This window comes from Kocuria turfanensis (assembly GCF_001580365.1).
In the GTDB taxonomy this organism is placed as follows: domain Bacteria; phylum Actinomycetota; class Actinomycetes; order Actinomycetales; family Micrococcaceae; genus Kocuria; species Kocuria turfanensis.
The window spans coordinates 1,873,591-1,891,475 of record NZ_CP014480.1; the positions used below are offsets into that span (position 1 = coordinate 1,873,591).

Consider the following 17,885-nt stretch of genomic DNA (forward strand, 5'->3'; position numbering starts at 1 on the left):
GGAGAGGCCGCCCCGGTCACCGCACCGAGCGGTGGAGGCGGCGCCGGCCCGGGATCCGACGGGGCGGCACTATCTCTGACCGGCGGAGCAGCCGCCGGAACCTCCTGGGAACGTCGCAGGGCCGGCCGAGGACGGACGGGCAGGGGGCACCGGCAGCTCTGCCGTGCCGCTCCGTTCGCCCATGCCCCCACTCTAGGCCGACCGGGCCGCCGCTGCCACGCCGCCGGCACGCCGGGGTCCTGCCCCGCGCGGAGCGCCGGGCCGCACGGTGGCCGACGGCGGCCACCGTGCGGGCTCACCGGCTCAGCCGGTGTTGCGCAGCCCGGCGGCCACCCCGTTGATGGTGATGAGCAGGGCCCGCTGCAGGCCCTCGTCGACCTCCTGGCCCGCGGCGGCCTGCTCCCGGATCCGGCTCAGCAGCTCCACCTGCAGGTAGGAGATGGGGTCGAGGTACTGGTCCCGGACCTGGAGCGTCTGCTTCAGGGTGGGGTTGCCGTCCAGCAGCTCCTCCTGCCCGGTGAGCCGGGAGAGCTCGTCCAGGGTGAGCTCGTACTCGCGGCGGATCACCTCGAACAGGTGCTGGAGCCGTTCGGGCACCAGCGCCCGGACGTAGTGGGCGGCGACCTCCAGGTCGGTCTTCGCCACGGTCATCTCCACGTTGGAGACCACGGAGCGGAAGAAGTGCCAGCGCTCGAGCATGGTGCGCAGGTCGGTCTCCATCCCCGCCTCGCGGGCGGCGCGCAGGCCCGAGCCCACGCCGAACCAGCCGGGGACGATCTGGCGGGACTGCGTCCAGCCGAACACCCACGGGATGGCCCGCAGCCCGGACAGGCCCTTGTCCGACGACGGGCGCTTGGCCGGGCGGGAGCCGATGTTCAGGGCGCCGAGCTGCTCCACCGGGGTGGCGGTCAGGAAGTACTCCGGCAGGTCGGGGTCCTCGACCAGGCCCTGGTACGCGGCGAAGGCGGCGTCGCTGACGACGTCCATGACCTCGCCCCAGCGGTCCAGCTCCTCCTCCGTGGAGCGCGGGTCCTGGTGCAGGGCGGTGGCGCGCAGCACGGCGGCCAGGGACAGCTCCAGGTTCTCCCGGGCGAGGGCGGGCAGGGAGAACTTGTCGCTGATCACCTCGCCCTGCTCGGTGAACTTGATCTCCCCGGCCAGGACGCCGCTGGGCTGGGCCAGGATGGCGTCGTGGGTGGGGCCGCCGCCGCGGCCCACGGAACCGCCGCGGCCGTGGAAGAGCCGCAGCCGGACCCCGTGCCGGGCGGCGACGTCGCGCAGCCGGCGCTCGGTCCGGTGGATCTCCCAGCGGCTGGTCATCACCCCGGACTCCTTGTTGGAGTCGGAGTAGCCGAGCATGACCTCCTGGACGTTCCCGCGCGCCGCGACCACGCGCCGGTAGGCGGGGTCGGAGAGCAGCTCGTCGATGACCTCCGCCGAGCGGCGCAGCTCCTGGACGGTCTCCAGCAGGGGCGCGAAGCCGATGCCGGCGCGGTCCTGCTCGCCCGTGAGGTCCACCAGCCCGGCCTCGCGGGCCAGGATGACGGGGGCCAGGATGTCGTCGGCCGCGCGGGTCATGGACACGATGTAGGTCTCGACGACCTCCTCGCCGTAGGTCTCCTGCGCCCGGACGATCTCCCGGAACACCGCGAAGGTGCGGTCCGCGTCCCCGTCCAGGTGCACGGCGCCGGTGGACAGCCCCGGAGGGGCGAGGGGGCGGCGGCCGGCGAGCTCGCCGGCCAGCACCTGCGCGCGCTCGGCCCGGGACATCTCCGCGTACGGCCGGTCGAGCTCCCCGAGCCGGTCGAGCAGCTGCCCCACGGCCTCGTGGTGGGCGTCGGCGTGCTCGCGCACGTCGAGGGTCGCCAGGCCCAGCCCGAACCCGGCGATCGTGCGGGTGGCGGCCGCGAGAGTGCCGTCGGCGGCGAGCGCCCCCGCGTGGTGGCGCAGGGACCGGGCCACCACGTCGAGGTCGGCCACGAGCTCGGCGGTGGTCCGGTAGTCCCGGCCCGGCTCGTGGGCCGTCTCCTCGGCGAAGCGGCGGCGGGTGTTGATCAGCTTGGCCTTGATGCAGGTGAGCTTGAGCCGGTAGGGCTCCTGCGCGTTGAGCTCCAGCACCCGCGGGTCCAGCCCGGGCAGGTGCGCCACGTCCCGCCGCACGGACTCCAGCAGCTCGGGGTCGACCTCGACGATGGCGGTCGAGGAGGAGATCCGGGAGACCAGGACGTCCAGGAAGCTCAGTGCGATGTCGACGGCGGCCTGTCCCTGCAGCTGCAGGACCTTCCGGGTCATCTCGGGGGTGACGTTGGGGTTGCCGTCCCGGTCCCCGCCGATCCAGGAGCCGAAGCGCAGCGGCGGGGCGCCCGCCGGGAGGTGCACGCCGTGCTCCGCGAGCTGCTCCTCGAGGTCCGCGAGCAGCACGGGCATGGTCTCGGTGAGCACCTCCCGCAGGTAGTAGAGGGCGTTGCGGGCCTCGTCCAGCGGGGTGGGCCGGTTCTGGCGCAGCTCGTCGGTCTGCCAGAGCAGCTCGATCAGCTCCGCGAGCCGCCGGTCCTGGCTCCGGCGGGCGGCGGAGCCCTCCGGGGTCTCGTGGGCCAGGATGTCGGAGAGGTGCCGGATCTTCGTCAGCACGGAGCGGCGGGAGGCCTCGGTGGGGTGGGCCGTGAAGACCGGGCGGACGTCGAGGGAGTCGACCGCCCGGCGCAGGGCCTCCGGGCCGGCCTCCGCGGCGACGTCGCCGACCGCCGCGGCGATCCATCCCTCCTCCTCGGGCCGCCCGCCGAGCACGCGCACCCGGTGCACCTGCTCGGCCGCGTTGGCCAGGTGGAAGTACTGGGCGAAGGCCCGCACCAGGTCGGTCGCCCGGTCCAGGGGCAGGGAGCCGAGGAGCTCGCGGACCTGGGCCGCGGCGCCGTCGTCCTCGGAGGCCTTGGCGTCCTTGGTGAGCCGGCGGACCTGCTCGACGAGGTCCAGCAGCTCCTCGCCGCGCTGGCGGGTCAGGGTCTCTCCCAGCAGGGTGGTGATCCGCCGGACGTCGGCCCGCAGCGGGGCGTCGATCACCCCGGCGGGGCTGGGGGCGGTGTGCGGGGGCCGGTCGTGCTGCGTCGTCATGTCTCGGCTGCTCCTGGCTCGTCGGTCGGGGCGGAATCGCGCACGACCGACGACCGGTCGCGCCGTCGGTGCCTACCCGTCCACCCTACCCCGCGGGCCCGGGCGGGTGTATCCGGCGTCACGGCCCGGGTGCTCCCGTGCCCGTCCGGCCCCGGAGCGGTAGGTTCGGCGGTGAGCACCTCGCGCGCGCCAGGAGGCACCGCCATGACCCGAGACCCGTACGGCTCGCCCGGCCCGGTGCCGGGGTCGGCCCGGCCGCCCCGGACGGCCGAGCTGCACCTGCTGCTGCGGCTCACCCTGCTCTCGTTCGCGGTCAACGTGGCGGACTCCGCCGTGCAGGCGATGGTGGGGCTCAGCACCCTGCTGCCGGGCCTGGAGGACGCCATCAGCGTCCCCGGGCTGCCCGGGGGCGGGCCGGCGGCCGCGCTGGCGCTCTTCGGCGTGGTGATGACGACGGTGCTCTACGCGCTGGTCTGGTTCCCGCTGCGGGAGCAGCTGCAGTGGGGGTGGGTGCTCGGCCTGGTCTTCTGCTCCCTGGCCGTGCTCGGCGACGTCTTCGACCTGGCGGTGTTCCTGCTGGGCGGTCACGTGCTGCCGGCGCTGAGCACCGTGGCCCTCGTGGCCGTCAACGTGCTCTGGCTGGTGGTGGCCGGCCGGCCCGGGGTGCGGGCGGCGCTGCGCTGAGCGGCGCGGCCCCGGCCGCGGCCGCCGGGGACGGTCGGCGGGCGGGTCACCCCTGCGCGTGCGTGCGCCGGTACTGCGCGGCGAGGCGGACCGGGGCGTTGGGCGCCCCGAACCCGGCGTAGCCGCCGCGGCGCTCGACCACCTCGAAGAACACCGTGCCCAGGGTGCCCGTGTAGAAGTGCAGGAACTCGCCCTGGGCGTCCCGGTCGTAGAGCAGGTCCAGCTCCTGCAGGGAGCCCACGAACGCCTCGTCCAGGTCGAACCGGGTAGCGAGGTCCTCGTAGTAGTTCTGCGGGACCGGCAGCAGCTCCAGCCCCCGCCGGCGGGCCCGGCGGGCGGCCGCGACCACGTCCGTGCAGGCCAGCGCCACGTGCTCGGGATAGGCCGCGCCCACGAAGGAGCCCTGTTCGGCGGCGGCCGGGGCCACGTTCAGCGGCAGCCGCACCGCGGCGTCGGACGAGCGCATCACCTGGCTGCGCACCAGACCCGACGGGCCCGGGACGTCCTGGGCCGGCTGGGCGGCGAGGGCGAGCACCGACGTGTAGAAGAGCACGGCCTCGTCGTAGTGCTGCCACGGCTGGGCCATGTTGATGTGGTCCACGCCGGTGATCAGGGAGGTGGGGTCGAGCTCCTCGTCCGCGCCGAACTCGCCGAGCCACGCCGGGACGGCGTTGCCGGGACGCCGGCAGAAGAAGATCTCCGTGCCGTCCGGGGCGAAGACCCCGCGCAGCACCTGCTCGCCCGGCTCCTGGGTGCGGGGCACCGGCCGGGCCGCGAGCCGGATGGCGCGCTCGAGGGCGGTGTCGGGGTCCGCGACCTCGAACCCGAGAGCGGCGACCTCGGTGGGGTCGTCCAGGGCGACGTCGTTGTTCACGACGATCCGCACGGGTCCCTGGACCCACACCTGCACGTGCTCCTTGGACTGGTGGTGCCCGCCGAGGGCGAAGCCCAGCTGGTGCAGCAGCCGGGTGGTCTCCCCGAGGCGGCCGGTGCGGATCTCCACGAAGTCGTAGCCCTCCGGTTCCTCCACCGGCGGCAGCGGCTGCAGCTGCAGCCGGTCCCGCGCCGGCTCGCCGGCCAGGGCCCGCCGGGTCCGGTCCTCCAGCCAGCGCAGGGAGCGCAGCCCGTCCACGGCCGTGCGGTGCACGTCGGCCTGGCGGAAGGCGTCGTTGAAGATCTCCAGGGAGACCGGCCCGTCGTAGCCGGCGCGGACCAGGTGGGAGAGGAACCCGACCATGTCGAAGTCGCCCTCGCCGGGGAACACCCGGTGGTGGCGGGACCAGGAGAGGACGTCCATGTGCAGCAGCGGGGCGTCGGCCAGCTGCACGAAGAAGATCTTCTCGGCCGCGATGGCCTCGATGGGCGCGGGGTCCCAGCCGCGGGAGAGGATGTGGAAGCTGTCCAGGCAGGTGCCCACGTGCGGGTGGTCGGCGAGGTCCACGATCCGCTGGGCGTGCTCGAAGTCGTCGACGAACGTCCCCCAGGCCAGGGCCTCGTAGGCGAGCCGGACACCGTGGTCCGCGGCGAGGTCCCCCAGCGCCCGCAGCTGCCCGGCCATGACCTCGTCCTCGTCGATCTCGGCGGTCGCGACGTTGGAGCACACGAGCATGGTCGTGGTGCCCAGCCGGTTCATCAGCCGGAACTTCGCCTCGGCGCGCTTCAGGTTGGCGACGAACCGCTCGGGGCGCACGGCCTCGGCGTCGCGGAAGGGCTGGTAGAGGTCCAGGCCCAGGCCCAGGCCCGCGGCGAGGTCCCGGATCTGCTCGGGCGCCGACGGCGAGACCACGAGGTCCTGCTCGAAGACCTCGATCCCGTCGAAGCCGGCCGCCGCGGCGGCGTGCATCTTCTCCTCGAGCGTCCCCGAGAGGCAGACCGTGGCGATGGAGGTTCTCATGGTGGGGGGGCCCCTTGTGGTCGGTGGGCGGAACGTGGGCGGATCGGGGTCGGTTCAGGGGCCCAGCGGGGCCGTCTGCGGGGCCTTCTGCCGGGCCGCGAGCAGCTGCAGGAAGTGCTCGCGCATCCGGGCTCGGTCCGGGACCACGCCGGTGATCAGCCGGAAGGCGTCCACCGCCTGCCCCACGGCCATGTGCCCGCCGTCGAGCACCCGGCAGCCCTTGGCCCGGGCCGCGACGACGAGCTCGGTGTCCACCGGGAGGTAGACCACGTCCGCCACCCACTGGCGCCCGTCCAGCAGCGCGGGATCGACGGGGGTGCCGGGGTGGTGCTGCATGCCCACCGGGGTGGCGTTGACGACCCCGTCGGCGGCCGGGACCAGCTCGGGCAGGGCCCCGGCCGGGGCGGCCACCACCTCGCGGCCGGGGAAGGTCGCCGCGAGCGCCGCGGCGCGCTCGGCCGCCCGGGTGCGGTCCACGTCGACCAGATGCAGCGTGCGCACCCCCGCGGACAGCAGCGCGGCGGCCACCGCCGAGCCGGCCCCCCCGGTGCCGATCTGCACCACCGTGTCCCGCGCCGCGCCCGGCAGCTCGGTGGTGAGCCCGGCGGCGAAGCCGGACTGGTCGGTGTTGTGGCCGATGAACCGCCCGTCCCGCACGAGCACGGTGTTGACCGCGCCCAGCGCGGCGGCCGCGGGGCTGACCTCGTCCAGGTGGGCCAGCACCAGCTGCTTGCAGGGGTGGGTGATGTTGAAGGCGTTGAAGCCGAGGTCGCGCCCGGCCCGCAGCAGCTCGCCGACGTCGGTGCCCGGGCGGCCGATGACCTCCAGGTCCACCGGCCGGTAGAGGTAGTGCAGGCCGTGGTGGGCGGCCTCGGTCTCGTGCATCGGCGGGGTGAGGCTGGCGGTGATGCCCGCCCCGATCAGGCCGACCAGGTGGGACTCGGAGACGGTGCTCATGGGGCTCCTTGCGGAAGGTGGACAGGACGCGGCCCGCGGGGAGGCGGGCCGGGACGGACGGGCCGTGGTGGGCTCAGGCCCGCAGCGGCAGCTCCAGCGCGAGGGTGGCGGCGGCCCGGCGCAGGTCCGGCAGGTGGGCCTGCAGGGCCTCCTGGTCCGCCCGGAAGATCGGGGCGGCCAGGGCCACGGCGGCGACCAGCCGGTCCGAGGCCGACAGGACGGGGACGGCCACGGCCGCCATCCCGATGTCGTTCTCCTCCTGCTGCCCGGCCCAGCCCCGGCGGCGGACCTGGTCGATCTGCCGGCGGAGCTCTGCGCGGTCGGTGATCGAGTGCTCGGTGCGCGGCGTCAGCTCGATGGTCTCGAGCAGGTGCTCGCGCGTGGCCGGGTCGGTGCAGGCGAGCAGGACCTTGCCCAGCGCGGAGGTGTGCAGGGGCCCGCGGTCGCCGGGGTCGGTGGTGGTGCGGAACTGGGGCCCGTCCACCTTGTGCACCGTCAGGAACCGGTCGTCGTCGAGCACGGCCAGGATCGAGCTCTCTCCAGTGAGGTCGGTCAGGCGCTGGAGGATCGGCACCGCCGCCCCTTCGAAGCCGCGGTGGTGGGCGACCTTCTGGCCCAGCTGGTAGATCCGCAGGCCGAGCCGGTACCGCTTCTCCCGCCGGTCGTAGCCGGCGAACCCCGTCTCGACCAGGGTGTTGAGCAGACGGTAGGCCGTGCTGAACGGATACCCGACCGCGTCGGCGATCTGCCCGGCCGTCGCGCCCTCGGGGTAGTCCCCGAGCAGCGTGAGCAGCCCCAGTGCTTTGCCGACCGTGCCGGACTTCTCGGTTGCCATAGGCACCTCCCTTGACGCCCAGTGTGATCTGGAACATGCTGTGAGTCCAGCATACAGAAACTATTGCCGATATGTGGAAACTGAGGGGATGTCGACCTGATGGTCTCCCGCGGGGGATCCCGGGGTCGACACCCTTATCCGGCGGCCGGCCGCCGACGGACCACCGACCGCACCCGGCCCTTCCCATGCGTCCCTCGAGTGAAAGACCCTGACCATGACCCACGCCTCGCCCCCGGCCGCCCACGTCAAGACGCCGAAGAAGGCAGCGCTTGCCAGCTGGATCGGCTCGGCCCTGGAGTACTACGACTTCGCCGTCTACGGCACCGCCGCCGCCCTGGTGCTCAACCACCTGTTCTTCCCCCAGGACGCCTCCCCCGGAGTGGCGATCCTGCTGTCGATGGGCACCGTGGGCGTGGCCTACGTCGTGCGCCCGCTGGGGGCCCTGGTCATGGGTCCCCTCGGGGACCGCCTGGGCCGGAAGTTCGTCCTCATGCTGACGCTGTTCATGATGGGCGGGGCGACCTTCGCCGTCGGGTGCCTGCCCACCTACGACCAGGCGGGGCTGCTCGCCCCGGCGCTGCTCGTGCTGTGCCGGGTGATCCAGGGCCTGTCGGCCTCCGGCGAGCAGGCCAGCGCGATCTCGGTCTCCCTGGAGCACTCCGAGGAGCACCGCCGGGCCTTCACCACGTCCTGGACCCTGCAGGGCACCCAGTTCGGCACCCTGCTGGCCACCGCGGTGTTCATCCCCTTCACCCTCCTCCTCACCGAGGAGCAGCTGTTCAGCTGGGGTTGGCGCGTGCCCTTCTGGCTCTCCGCCGTGGTGGTGGTCGTCGCCTGGGTGATCCGTCGCCGGCTGGAGGAGCCTCCGGCGTTCGAGCAGGCCAAGGCCGCGCTGCCCGGAGAGAAGCCCGCCACCCCGCTGTCCTTGATGCTCAAGTACCACAAGGCCGCCGTCCTGCGGATCGCCGCCGCGGCGATGATCAACACCGTCAACGTCGTGTTCCTGGTGTGGTCCCTGTCCTTCGCCACCTCGGTGGTGGGCCTGGAGCGCTCGACCATGCTGTGGGTGTCCGTCGCCGCCAACGCCCTGGCCCTGCTGATGATCCCCGTGGCCGCGACGGTGGCCGACCGGGTGGGGCGCAAGCCGGTCTTCCTCGCCGGCGTCATCGGCCCGGCCGTGATGATGTACCCCTACCTGGCCGCGGTCTCGGCCGGCAACTGGGTGCTGATCTTCGCCCTCGGCGCGATCCTGTCCGGGTTCTTCTACTCGATGGCCAACGGCATCTGGCCGTCCTTCTACGCCGAGATGTTCCCCACCCGGGTGCGGGTCACCGGCCTGGCCATGGGCACCCAGATCGGCTTCGCCGTCTCGGGCGGCCTCACCCCGGTCATCGCCAGCTCCCTGGCCGGCGCCGAGGGCACCAACTGGATGGGCGTGGCCCTGTTCGTCAGCCTCGCCTGCGCGGTCTCCGCCGCGGCGGCCCTGACGGCCACGGAGACCAAGGACCGGACCCTGGAGCAGATCGACAACCTGCACACCTCCCGCACCGAGGCTCTCGAGCTGGTCGAGATCGACCGGGCCGGCGGGAGCTCCCGCGCCTCCCGGTGAGCCGGACCCCGCTCGGCGTCAACCGGCGGCCGTGACCGGCGGGGCGGCCGACCAGGGGAAGACGATCCACTCGTCGGTGGCCCGCCACACGAAGTCCGGCTCGACGACCGAGCGGGGCTTGGCGTAGATGACCGCGGAGCGCGCCTCCGCGCCGAAACCGCGCAGCAGCTCGAGCACCAGGGCGAGGGTGCGCCCGGAGTCGGCCACGTCGTCGACCACCAGCAGCTTGCGCCCCGCGATGGACTCGGTGTCCAGCATGGGGGCGAGCAGGACCGGGTCCGGCAGCGTCTGGTGCACGTCGGTGTAGAACTCCACGTTGATCGCGTCGGAGAGCTTCACCCCCATCGCGTAGGACAGGGCGCCCGCCGGGAGGAGGCCGCCACGGGCCACCGCGATGATGATGTCCGGGAGGAAGCCGCTGTCCGCGACGCTCCGGGCGAGTTCCTGGGTCGCCTCGCCGAAGCGCTCCCAGGTCAGGATCTCCTTGCCCTCGAGCTCCAGGGCGTCCGCGTGATAAGCCATGGGCTTCAGGCTACCCGAGCGGGACGGCGGCTGGAGCGTCCGCGGCATTGGTAGTAAGTTCGCTGATCAGATCGTCGCGCGTCGCCGCCCCCGGCGACGCCCCCCACCGGAGAGGACGCCATGACCCCGCAGCGCACGGAGGGCCGCACGGCCCTGCTCGTCATCGACATGCAGAACTCCTACTTCGACTTCCCCGAGCTCGAGGAGCAGCGGGAGTCCGTGACGGCGAAGGTGAACGAGCTGATCGCGGCGGCCCGCGAGGGCGGGTGCCCGGTGCTGCTGATCCGCACCCAGCACGAGCGGGACCGCTCCACCTGGACCGTCAACATGCACGACGACGGGCAGGGCTTCGCCTACCCCGGCACGGAGCAGTCCCAGTACGTGGCCGGCCTCGACACCGAGGGCGGGGTGGGGCTGATCAAGACCCGGGACAGCGCGTTCTTCGACACGGACCTCGCGGCCCGGCTGCGCAACCTGGACGCGAACCGCCTGGTGCTGTGCGGGATCTCCACGCACAGCTGCGTGGCGCAGACCGCGATCGACGCGTTCGCGCACAACTTCCGGGTCGCCGTGGCCCGGGACGCGGTCGCCTCCGAGAACGCGGACCTGTCCCAGGCGCTCCTGGCCTTCCTGGAGGACGAGATGCGCCAGGACATCCTGCACCAGCCCGACTCGGTGGCCCGGCTGCGGGGCTGAGCGCAAGAACGTGACCACCAGCCTGGTGTGACGGTCTGCGTCGCGACACCGCACGCACTCCGACCTGCTACGACTCCGACCCGATCGCATGTGCAACAGGATTTTTCCAAGAAGCGGTCCACATATTGGCGAGGTCATCACCTTCGCTCTATGAGGAGTCGCCATGAGCACGTCAACCGGTCCCCGGGAGCTGCTGCGGGACCCACCACGACGACCCCGCTTCCGGCGGGGCCTCGCAGCGTCCGTCGCCCTGGTGCTGGGCGCCACGGGCCTCAGTGCCGCGGTGGCCGCCACCATGGTCACCGAGAAGAATCCCGGGCAGTTGACGGCCGTCGGCCCGGTGAACAGCAAGTACGGCTTCCCGGCCTGGTACGAGGACGCGACCGGAACACGCCTGGAGTTGTGCGACGACGGCGGGAATCCGCTGTGCGGCCTCGCTCCGGAGGAGGGCTTCGACCCGGAGCGGCCCCTGGCGCTGCCGGGCAACTTCCCCCACGAGATCTTCTACATGCTGGCCGGCTCCGAGCTGGACCTCCCCGGCGGCGGAAGCGCGGTGCTCACGCTCGGGCTGGAGGCCGCCTTCGCCAACGAGGTGGCGCCCGGGGAGCAGATGGTGTTCGCCCGGCAGCGCCTGGTGGTCAAAGACGGGCCGGCCAACAGCACGCTCTCCTTCCCCCACCCCTACGGGACCATCGAGGTCGACACCGACGCCGAGGGCAGCGCCAAGCTCGTGGAGGACATCGCTCCCGCCGTCGGCAACTTCGAGACGCCGCTGGGGAGCAATCTCGGCCCGTTCCTGAAGTGGGACACCGGAGCCCCCGAGGGCTACCTCGGCAACCCGGATGTGCCGCACACGGTCGTGGGAGGCCTCCGGACCACCTTCTCGGTGTCCGGCACGAACGCGCAGACCGGTGAGGCCGTCTCCGCGACGACCGACCTGTTCACGGTCCAGGGCAAGATCGCCACGAACACGGGGGTGAAGGCCGAGCAGGCCGTCGTCAGCTCGGACGCCACCGGCACCTACCTCGACGTCTTCGCGACCAGCCGCGGTGACAGTCTCGAGGTGGCGGGGCAGAACATCCCGGCCACTCCCCTGGAAAAGGCGCCCGGGACCTCCGAGCTCGCCTATGCCCGCATCAAGGTCGACGGGGCGGCACCGAGCGAGGTGACCGTCACGAACCTCACCGACGACCCGCAGAGCACCAGCACGGTGAGTGTGAGCGACGTTTCCATCCCCACCTCCGCCACGTACGACGGCACGAAGCTGACCGTCGTGGCGAGGACGACGTCCGCGTCCGCGAAGGTCGAAGGCTTCGGGGACATGGTGGCCGGGGCTGACAGCACCCATCAGGGTTCGTTCGACACCGTTGCCCCTCCGGTCAGCGTCACCGTCTCGACCGGCACGAGCGAGGCCACCGTCCCGGTCGTCGTCACCGGCGGTGAGGCGTCGCCCGTCGGGGTTCCGGCGCCCCCTGAAGGGGAGAACCCCGGTCCTGTCACCGAGACCGAGGGCGGCACGGGGACCGGCCCCGGCACCCCGGCCGGAGACACCGTCGAACCGACCGCGGCAATCGCCGAGCTGACGGCCTCGGTGGCCCGCGGCATCGCCACCGAGCTGGACGGCAGCGGCTCGGCGGACAACGCCGGAGCCGTCACCTACGAGTGGTCCCAGGTGAGCGGCCCCGCGGTGACGTTCGACAGGACGGACGCGGCGAAGCCGAAGGTGACCGTGCCGTTCTTCACGACGACCGGCGCCACGGCGCCCGCGGCGCCGGACGCGGACCCGGTGCTCCAGCTGGTGGTCACGGACACCGCGGGCAACAGGAGCGCTCCTGTGACGACCACCGTGAAGAGCGACGACGTGGTGAGCGTCGCCGCGGGCTCCCGGCACCGTGTGGGCAAGGAGATCCGGATCACGGGCACGGCCCTGGTCCCCGGCGCACCGTCCCTGCTGAACCCCGCCACGTCGGTCAACCTCTACGACACGACTTCGGGCACGCCTGTCAAGATCGGCTCCGCACCGGTGGACACCCTGGGCAGCTGGGAGTACCGCGCCAAGCCGGGTCCGGGCCAGCGCGTCTCGAGCGTGCTCGTGCAGTCGACCCGCGGCGGAGAGGCGAGGGGTGTGGTCGGCGCCGGATGAGCCCCTGGAGCAAGACCCCCTGCCGGCCGGCCCGCGCCCAGGTCCCCCCTGGCGCGGGCCGGCCTGCGCCCCGAGGAGAGTCCTCCGGACACGTGGAGGCAGCGGGCCCGGTTCCCGGCTCCGAGAACGGCACCAGGGTGCGGAAACCGCGGTCCGGCTCCTGCGAGCGGGCGGGAACGGGTCGGTCGGCCCGAGATCAGTGACCGCAGCAGGAGCAGCCGGCTCCGCACCCCTCGGCAGGGTCGTCGCCGTCCACGCCGGTGTCGTCCGCGCCGACGAGGACGGCCGCGGGCGTGCAGCAGGCATCCCCGCGCCAGGCCTCCAGCCCCTCCCGCACGGCCACGGCGGCGATCACGAGCGCGGCCACGGGGTCGGCCCAGGTCCAGCCCAGTGTGCTGTTGAGCACCAGGCCCGCCAGCAGCACGGCTGAGAGGTAGCTGCAGATCAGGGTCTGCTTGGAGTCGGCCACCGCCGAGGCCGAGCCCAGCTCCCGGCCGGTGCGGCGCTCGAACCAGGACAGCAGCGGCATGACCACCAGGCTCACCGCCGCCAGGCCGATCCCCACCGGGGAGTGCTCCGGCTCGGCGGCCCCGAGCAGGGCGCGCGCTGCGTCGACGGCGACGAAGGCGGCGAGGCCGAAGAAGGAGAAGGCGATCACCCGCATGGCCGCCCGTTCCCGGCGGTGCGGGTCGGGGGCGGCGAACTGCCAGGCCACCGCGGCCGCGGAGAGCACCTCGACGACGGAGTCCAGCCCGAAGCCGATCAGCGCCGAGGAGGAGGCCACCGTGCCGGCGGTGATCGCGACGACCGCCTCCAGGATGTTGTAGGTGATGGTGCCGGCCACGATCCAGCGCACCCGCCGGTGCAGGAGCGAGCGGCGGGCGGCGGTCAGGGGCGTGCGGCCCAGGCTGACGGAGCTCATGTGCAGGTGCAGCCTTCCGGGGAGCAGCAGTCGGGATCCACGGTGACCACCAGGTCCAGCAGGTCCCCCAGGGCACCGTTCAGCCGCGGGTCGGCCAGCCGGTACCAGGTGCTGCGTCCCTCGCGGGCGGCGACCACGAGCCCACAGCCGCGCAGGCACGAGAGCTGGTTGGAGACCACCTGCTTCGACACGCCCAGGCGCTCGGCCAGGTCCGTGGGACGCGCCGGGCCCTCACGCAGGCTCAGCAGGATCCGGGTGCGCGCGCCCTCCGAGAGGGCGTGGCCGAGCCGGGTCAGGGCAGCGGCGTGGGTGAGGGTCACCGAGGTCATGCACCCACAGTACACGCGAACGTGTACTCAACGAGGCGGTCGCCAGGGATCCTCCGTCCGGGGCGCGTTCCGCCTCCGCCGGACAGCGGAGCCACGCCCCGTCGACGCCCTCGGCCCCGCCGGTTCCCCCGTGGCCGTGCTACGTCCCGGGCGCTGCCTCCTCCGGCGGATCCCCCTCCGGGCCCTGCTCCTCGGGGAGCTCGTTCTCCTCCGCGCCGGGGCCCTCCTGGACGACGCCGGCCATCCGGAGGAGGTCCCCGCACGCGAAGGGCGTGCTCGCCGGCGCCCACGCGGTGGGTGCGTTGAGGAACGAGGAGCGATCCAGGGCGAGGACGCCCAGGATCACCTCGGCGACGATCCGTCCCCCCACCGGCCCCAGCGTCCGTCCGCCCAGCAGCTCGGCCTCCTTGAGCACGTAGAACCACAGCGGGGCCTTCCCGCTCCAGCCGCGCTCCGTCAGCCCCAGCCGGTCGTTCGGGATGGGCGCCACCCCCATGGCCCGGGCCACGTCCTGCCCGGCCGGCAGGCCCAGGCGCTTGCCGCGCAGCAGGTTGCGCTGGGCCAGGTTGAGGATGGCGCCGTCGACGTGCTTCACCACGGTCGGGGGAAGCTCCGCCAGCGGCAGCGCGAGCTTCGTGTCGATGAGCCGGGTCAGGTTGCGGTCGTCCGGGGCGCTCGTGCCGGGGATCTCGAAGAAGTAGTTCCAGTCGATCCGGGCGATCGAGGGGATCGGCCGTGAGCCCCGGAGGTCGTGGCCCGGGGAGCCGAAGAACGGGATGGTCACCTCGTCGTGCATCTCGTACTCCGCCCGCACCATGCTGTGCCCGAACCGGTAGGCGCCCACGGAGTACTCGATCGGCATCATCGGCCGGTGCGGATTGCCCGGCCGGTAGAACCGGCGGTCGACGGTCACAGCACCCCGCGCGTCCGCCCGCAGCATGGCCTCGACCACGGGCCGGCCGACCACGTGGGGGAGGAAGTCGTGCACGATCAGCCACTGGAAGTGCCAGCGGGTCAGCCGCCGGGCCTCCTCGAAGGACGCCCCGGAGTCCACGAAACCGTTGTGCAGCAGCAGGAAGGCCAGGTGCAGCTGACAGACGATGAGGTTCTCGTCGTTGCGGTGGTCCCCGATGACGGCGGTTCCGTCGGCACGCCGCGGCAGGTCCGGCAGCCCGTCGGACGTGCGCCCCAGGCGCATCCTCCGCGGGTCCGCTGGGTCGTAGAGCTGCGGATCCGCCGCCGGGCCCCGCCCGTAGACGGAGCCGAGGTCGAAGAAGGGGGTGTCGAAGTTGGTCAGGCCCGTCGGGTCGACCTGCTGCTCCGGCAGCGGGGTCAGGTCGAGGGTCATGTCGTGGTCGATGAACTGGCCCAGGTAGGCGAAGCCCGCAGGCATGTCGGGGTTGTCGAAGCCGTCGTTGCTCAGGGACACGTCGCTCAGCGGCGGGGTCCGGTCGATCATCCGGTGCGCGAGGCCCTCCAGCAGGGCGTCGTCGGGCGCGAAGGCGGGCAGCTTCGGGAACATCACCCCGAACCGCCCCTCGACCTTCCGCCCCGCGGTCACCGCGATGTCGGCGCCCCGCAGGTGGGCCGCCCCGTGGCCGCCGCCACCCGAGAGAACTCCGCCGGCGGGGGTGGTCACCGGTGCGCGTGGCGCGGCGTGGGCCGGTGTGGCACCCGCGGCCGGCAGAGCCACGAGCCCGGCGGCCAGCCCGGCGAGGACGCCGCGGCGCGAGAGACCGGGCCCGTCCGTCGCAGCGGCCGAGGTGGACGCGGTGTCGAGGGGATGCATGCTGGTTCCTTCCGGCACGGCCCGCCACGACGGACCCGGTATTCGCTGGTGTGAACACCAGTGAAGGGAGCTGTGGTTGGAAAAGCCTTGGACCTGCTCCCCGGCGGGTCCGGGCCGTCACGGCCCTCGGGGCAGCAGGACCGTGGCCTCGACGACGGAGAGGGGGACGCTGCCGTAGTCGCGGGAGTCCACGGACGGGGAGCGGTTGTCGCCCAGGACGAAGACGTGCTCCGGTGGGACGGTGACGGGGCCGAACCAGGTGCCGTCGATCCGGTCGTGGTCGACGAACGGCTCGGGGACGGGTGCGCCGTCGACGACCAGGACGGAGTCCTGGATGGCCACGGTCTGCCCTCCGGAGGCCACGACCCGTTTGACGGTGCTGTGCCCGCCGTCGGGGCCCGCGAGGACGACCAGGGCCCCGGGCACGGCCCGCTCCTGCGGGGAGCCGCTCTTGAGGAGGAGGACCAGGCCGCCCTCCGGCAGGGTCGGCTCCATGCTGTCGGAGCCGACGACGAGGGGCTCGACCACCCACAGCCGGAGCGCGACGACCGCGGCGACGACCAGCAGCCCCGCGGCGGTCCCCGCCCGCCCGGGGCGGGCCCTCCGGGCGGTTCCGGCCGGGGCCGTCATCGCGGCTTCTGCTGGCCCCCGCCGGAGCCCTTGCCCTTGCTCGGGGACGCCGTGGGGCTCGGGGAGGGCGAGGGCGTGGGGCTGACCGTGGGGCTCGGGGAGGGCGAGGGCGTCGGGCTGGCCGTGGGACTCGGGGACGGGGCGGAGGACCCGTCCCCCTCCCACTGGGGCGGAGCGGCCGTCATCGGGTCCCACGGGTCCGGCTCGCCCTCTGCGAGGCCCACGCGGAACTGGACCATCATGTCGTGGTCCTCGTGGGAGAGGTTGTGGCAGTGGATCATGTACCGGCCCCGGTGCGGACCGAACTTCATGAGCAGCCGGACGGTCTCCCCCTCGCCCACGTACACCACGTCCTTGGGACCGCGCTCGTAGTTGAAGGGCGAGCCCCCGTTGCGGCTGAGGATCTGGAAGTCGACGAGGTGGATGTGCAGAGGGTGGAACCACCCTCCGGATCCGTTCTCGAACTCCCAGATCTCCACGGCGTCCACGTCCACCTGTGCCGCGACCTTCTGGTAGCCGCTGGCGACGACGTCCTGCCAGATGGCGCCGTTGATGGTCCAGAGCCCGTTGGTGCGGTCGAGCTCGAAGTGCCGGGTCCGCGTCGACTGGGCCGCGGTCAGGGCCATCACCTCGTTGCCGGGTGCCGGCTGCGCGGGGATCCGGTTCCAGGTCGGGTCCGAGGTGTCCACGGGTTCGTCCACGACGTCGAACGCCATGATCTGGTGGGTGTAGTCGTAGTCCACGTTGTTGTCGTTGGACAGGTTGCGCAGCTCGATCCGCTGCCCGGTGCGGTACTTGCGGAAGTCGATGAGCACCTCGTAGCGCTCCGCCCCGGCGTGGCGGTAGTTGTTCACGAACTGGGTGCCCGGCATCAGGCCGCCGTCCGTGCCGACGACCGCGATCGGGTCGCCCGTGCTCAGCGTGGGGCGCAGCGACCGGGAGATGCAGGCGTTGAGCACCCGGAAACGGTAGACCCGCTTCTGCACCTTCATGACCGGCCACGGCCGCCCGTTGACGAGCATGACGTCTCCCCACAGCCCGGAGTGGCTGTTGTCGTCGTAGCCGAGCGAGCCGTCCTCCGCGAACATCGCGTCGGAGATGGTGAGGGCCACGTCGTAACGGCCCTGCGGCAGGAGGCCCCGCTCGAGCGGGTCGTGCAGGTGGTACTGCGCGGCCAGGCCGGAGTAGGCGTTGAGCGCGGTGTGGTGCACGCCGTGGTCGTGGTACCAGAGCGTCCTCGCCGACTGGAAGTTCGGGTAGTGGTAGTCCTTGTAGAAGCCGGGGTTCGTGACGTCGTTGGCGTAGCCGTCGTACTGCGGCAGGGACGCGGACCCGTGCAGGTGGGTCGAGGTGGACAGGACGTGCCCGTCCAGGGCGTGCGTCTGGGGCAGCTGGTTGCGCACGCGCAGCACTGCCTTCGTCCCCTGCTCGAGGCTGATGGTGGGGCCGGGAAAGATCCCGTTGTAGCCCAGGATCGGGGTGGTGAGCCCGGCTCGGGGCAGGATCTGGGCGTCGGCGGCCCGCTCGGTGACCACGTAGTGGTGCACCGGCGCCCCGTCGGCCGGGTCGGTCGTCCGCGCGTGCGGCTGCAGCACCGGGGCCTGGACGAATTCCGTCCGGAAGGGCCGGGGCATCTCGGACTCGTCGAGCCGGCTGGCGGACTTGGCGTCCACGGACCGTGTGGGCACCATGAGCGATCCGGCGCCCAGGACTCCCAGGCCCCCGGCCAGCAGGACATTCCTTCGTGAGAGGGTCATCGGACTT

The 17,885-nt window shown here is 72.9% G+C and carries 14 protein-coding genes; 4 read left to right on the forward strand and 10 right to left on the reverse strand.

The window, feature by feature from the left end; translation table 11 throughout:
* Positions 1–303: 303 nt before the first annotated feature.
* The gene (gene ppc, locus AYX06_RS08675; RefSeq protein ID WP_062735434.1) at positions 304–3,111 is read right to left on the reverse strand and encodes a phosphoenolpyruvate carboxylase; all 2,808 of its coding nucleotides are present in this window, start codon (positions 3,109–3,111) and stop codon (positions 304–306) included.
* A 204-nt stretch (positions 3,112–3,315) separates the two neighbouring features.
* On the opposite strand from ppc, the gene AYX06_RS08680 reads away from it, so the two are divergent.
* A complete protein-coding gene (locus tag AYX06_RS08680; RefSeq protein WP_062735435.1) occupies positions 3,316–3,795 on the forward strand; it encodes a hypothetical protein in 480 nt (159 codons plus the stop codon).
* 46 nt (positions 3,796–3,841) lie between these two features.
* Here AYX06_RS08680 and AYX06_RS08685 read toward each other — a convergent pair whose 3' ends face one another.
* From AYX06_RS08685 to AYX06_RS08695, 3 genes are all read right to left on the reverse strand, one after another.
* Positions 3,842–5,689, reverse strand: a complete 1,848-nt coding sequence (locus AYX06_RS08685) for a bifunctional sugar phosphate isomerase/epimerase/4-hydroxyphenylpyruvate dioxygenase family protein (RefSeq protein WP_062735436.1) — start codon at positions 5,687–5,689, stop codon at positions 3,842–3,844.
* 54 nt (positions 5,690–5,743) lie between these two features.
* Positions 5,744–6,646, reverse strand: coding sequence for a shikimate dehydrogenase (locus tag AYX06_RS08690; RefSeq protein ID WP_062735437.1), 903 nt, complete (start codon positions 6,644–6,646; stop codon positions 5,744–5,746).
* Between the two features lie 73 nt (positions 6,647–6,719).
* Positions 6,720–7,481 (reverse strand): IclR family transcriptional regulator, encoded by a 762-nt coding sequence (locus AYX06_RS08695; protein ID WP_062735438.1) that lies wholly within the window; start codon positions 7,479–7,481, stop codon positions 6,720–6,722.
* 214 nt (positions 7,482–7,695) lie between these two features.
* Between AYX06_RS08695 and AYX06_RS08700 the strand changes: the two genes are divergently transcribed.
* Entirely contained in the window at positions 7,696–9,090 is a 1,395-nt protein-coding gene (locus tag AYX06_RS08700; RefSeq protein ID WP_062735439.1) for an MFS transporter, read from the forward strand.
* Positions 9,091–9,108: 18 nt separating this feature from the next.
* Here the strand turns inward: AYX06_RS08700 and AYX06_RS08705 are convergent, their stop codons facing one another.
* Complete coding sequence (locus tag AYX06_RS08705; RefSeq protein WP_062735440.1) at positions 9,109–9,612, reverse strand: phosphoribosyltransferase; 504 nt, start codon at positions 9,610–9,612, stop codon at positions 9,109–9,111.
* A 120-nt stretch (positions 9,613–9,732) separates the two neighbouring features.
* On the opposite strand from AYX06_RS08705, the gene AYX06_RS08710 reads away from it, so the two are divergent.
* Together AYX06_RS08710 and AYX06_RS08715 are read left to right on the forward strand one after the other, a co-directional pair.
* Positions 9,733–10,308: a cysteine hydrolase family protein gene (locus AYX06_RS08710; RefSeq protein ID WP_062735441.1), complete on the forward strand. Its 576-nt coding sequence runs from the start codon at positions 9,733–9,735 to the stop codon at positions 10,306–10,308.
* A 163-nt stretch (positions 10,309–10,471) separates the two neighbouring features.
* Complete coding sequence (locus AYX06_RS08715; RefSeq protein ID WP_062735442.1) at positions 10,472–12,451, forward strand: hypothetical protein; 1,980 nt, start codon at positions 10,472–10,474, stop codon at positions 12,449–12,451.
* Positions 12,452–12,647: 196 nt separating this feature from the next.
* Here AYX06_RS08715 and AYX06_RS08720 read toward each other — a convergent pair whose 3' ends face one another.
* From AYX06_RS08720 to AYX06_RS08740, 5 genes are all read right to left on the reverse strand, one after another.
* On the reverse strand, positions 12,648–13,373 hold the full coding sequence (locus AYX06_RS08720) for a cation transporter (protein ID WP_062735443.1): 726 nt from the start codon (positions 13,371–13,373) through the stop codon (positions 12,648–12,650).
* On the reverse strand, positions 13,370–13,702 hold the full coding sequence (locus AYX06_RS08725) for an ArsR/SmtB family transcription factor (protein ID WP_062735444.1): 333 nt from the start codon (positions 13,700–13,702) through the stop codon (positions 13,370–13,372). The genes AYX06_RS08720 and AYX06_RS08725 overlap by 4 nt, the downstream gene beginning before the upstream one ends.
* Positions 13,703–13,841: 139 nt before the next feature.
* Positions 13,842–15,491, reverse strand: coding sequence for a peroxidase family protein (locus AYX06_RS08730; RefSeq protein ID WP_062735445.1), 1,650 nt, complete (start codon positions 15,489–15,491; stop codon positions 13,842–13,844).
* Positions 15,492–15,608: 117 nt separating this feature from the next.
* Positions 15,609–16,121 carry a signal peptidase I gene (gene lepB / locus AYX06_RS08735; RefSeq protein WP_186815600.1) on the reverse strand — a complete coding sequence of 171 codons (513 nt, stop codon included), beginning with the start codon at positions 16,119–16,121 and terminating at the stop codon, positions 15,609–15,611.
* On the reverse strand, positions 16,118–17,878 hold the full coding sequence (locus tag AYX06_RS08740; RefSeq protein WP_084271526.1) for a multicopper oxidase family protein: 1,761 nt from the start codon (positions 17,876–17,878) through the stop codon (positions 16,118–16,120). The genes lepB and AYX06_RS08740 overlap by 4 nt, the downstream gene beginning before the upstream one ends.
* Positions 17,879–17,885 lie beyond the last annotated feature (7 nt).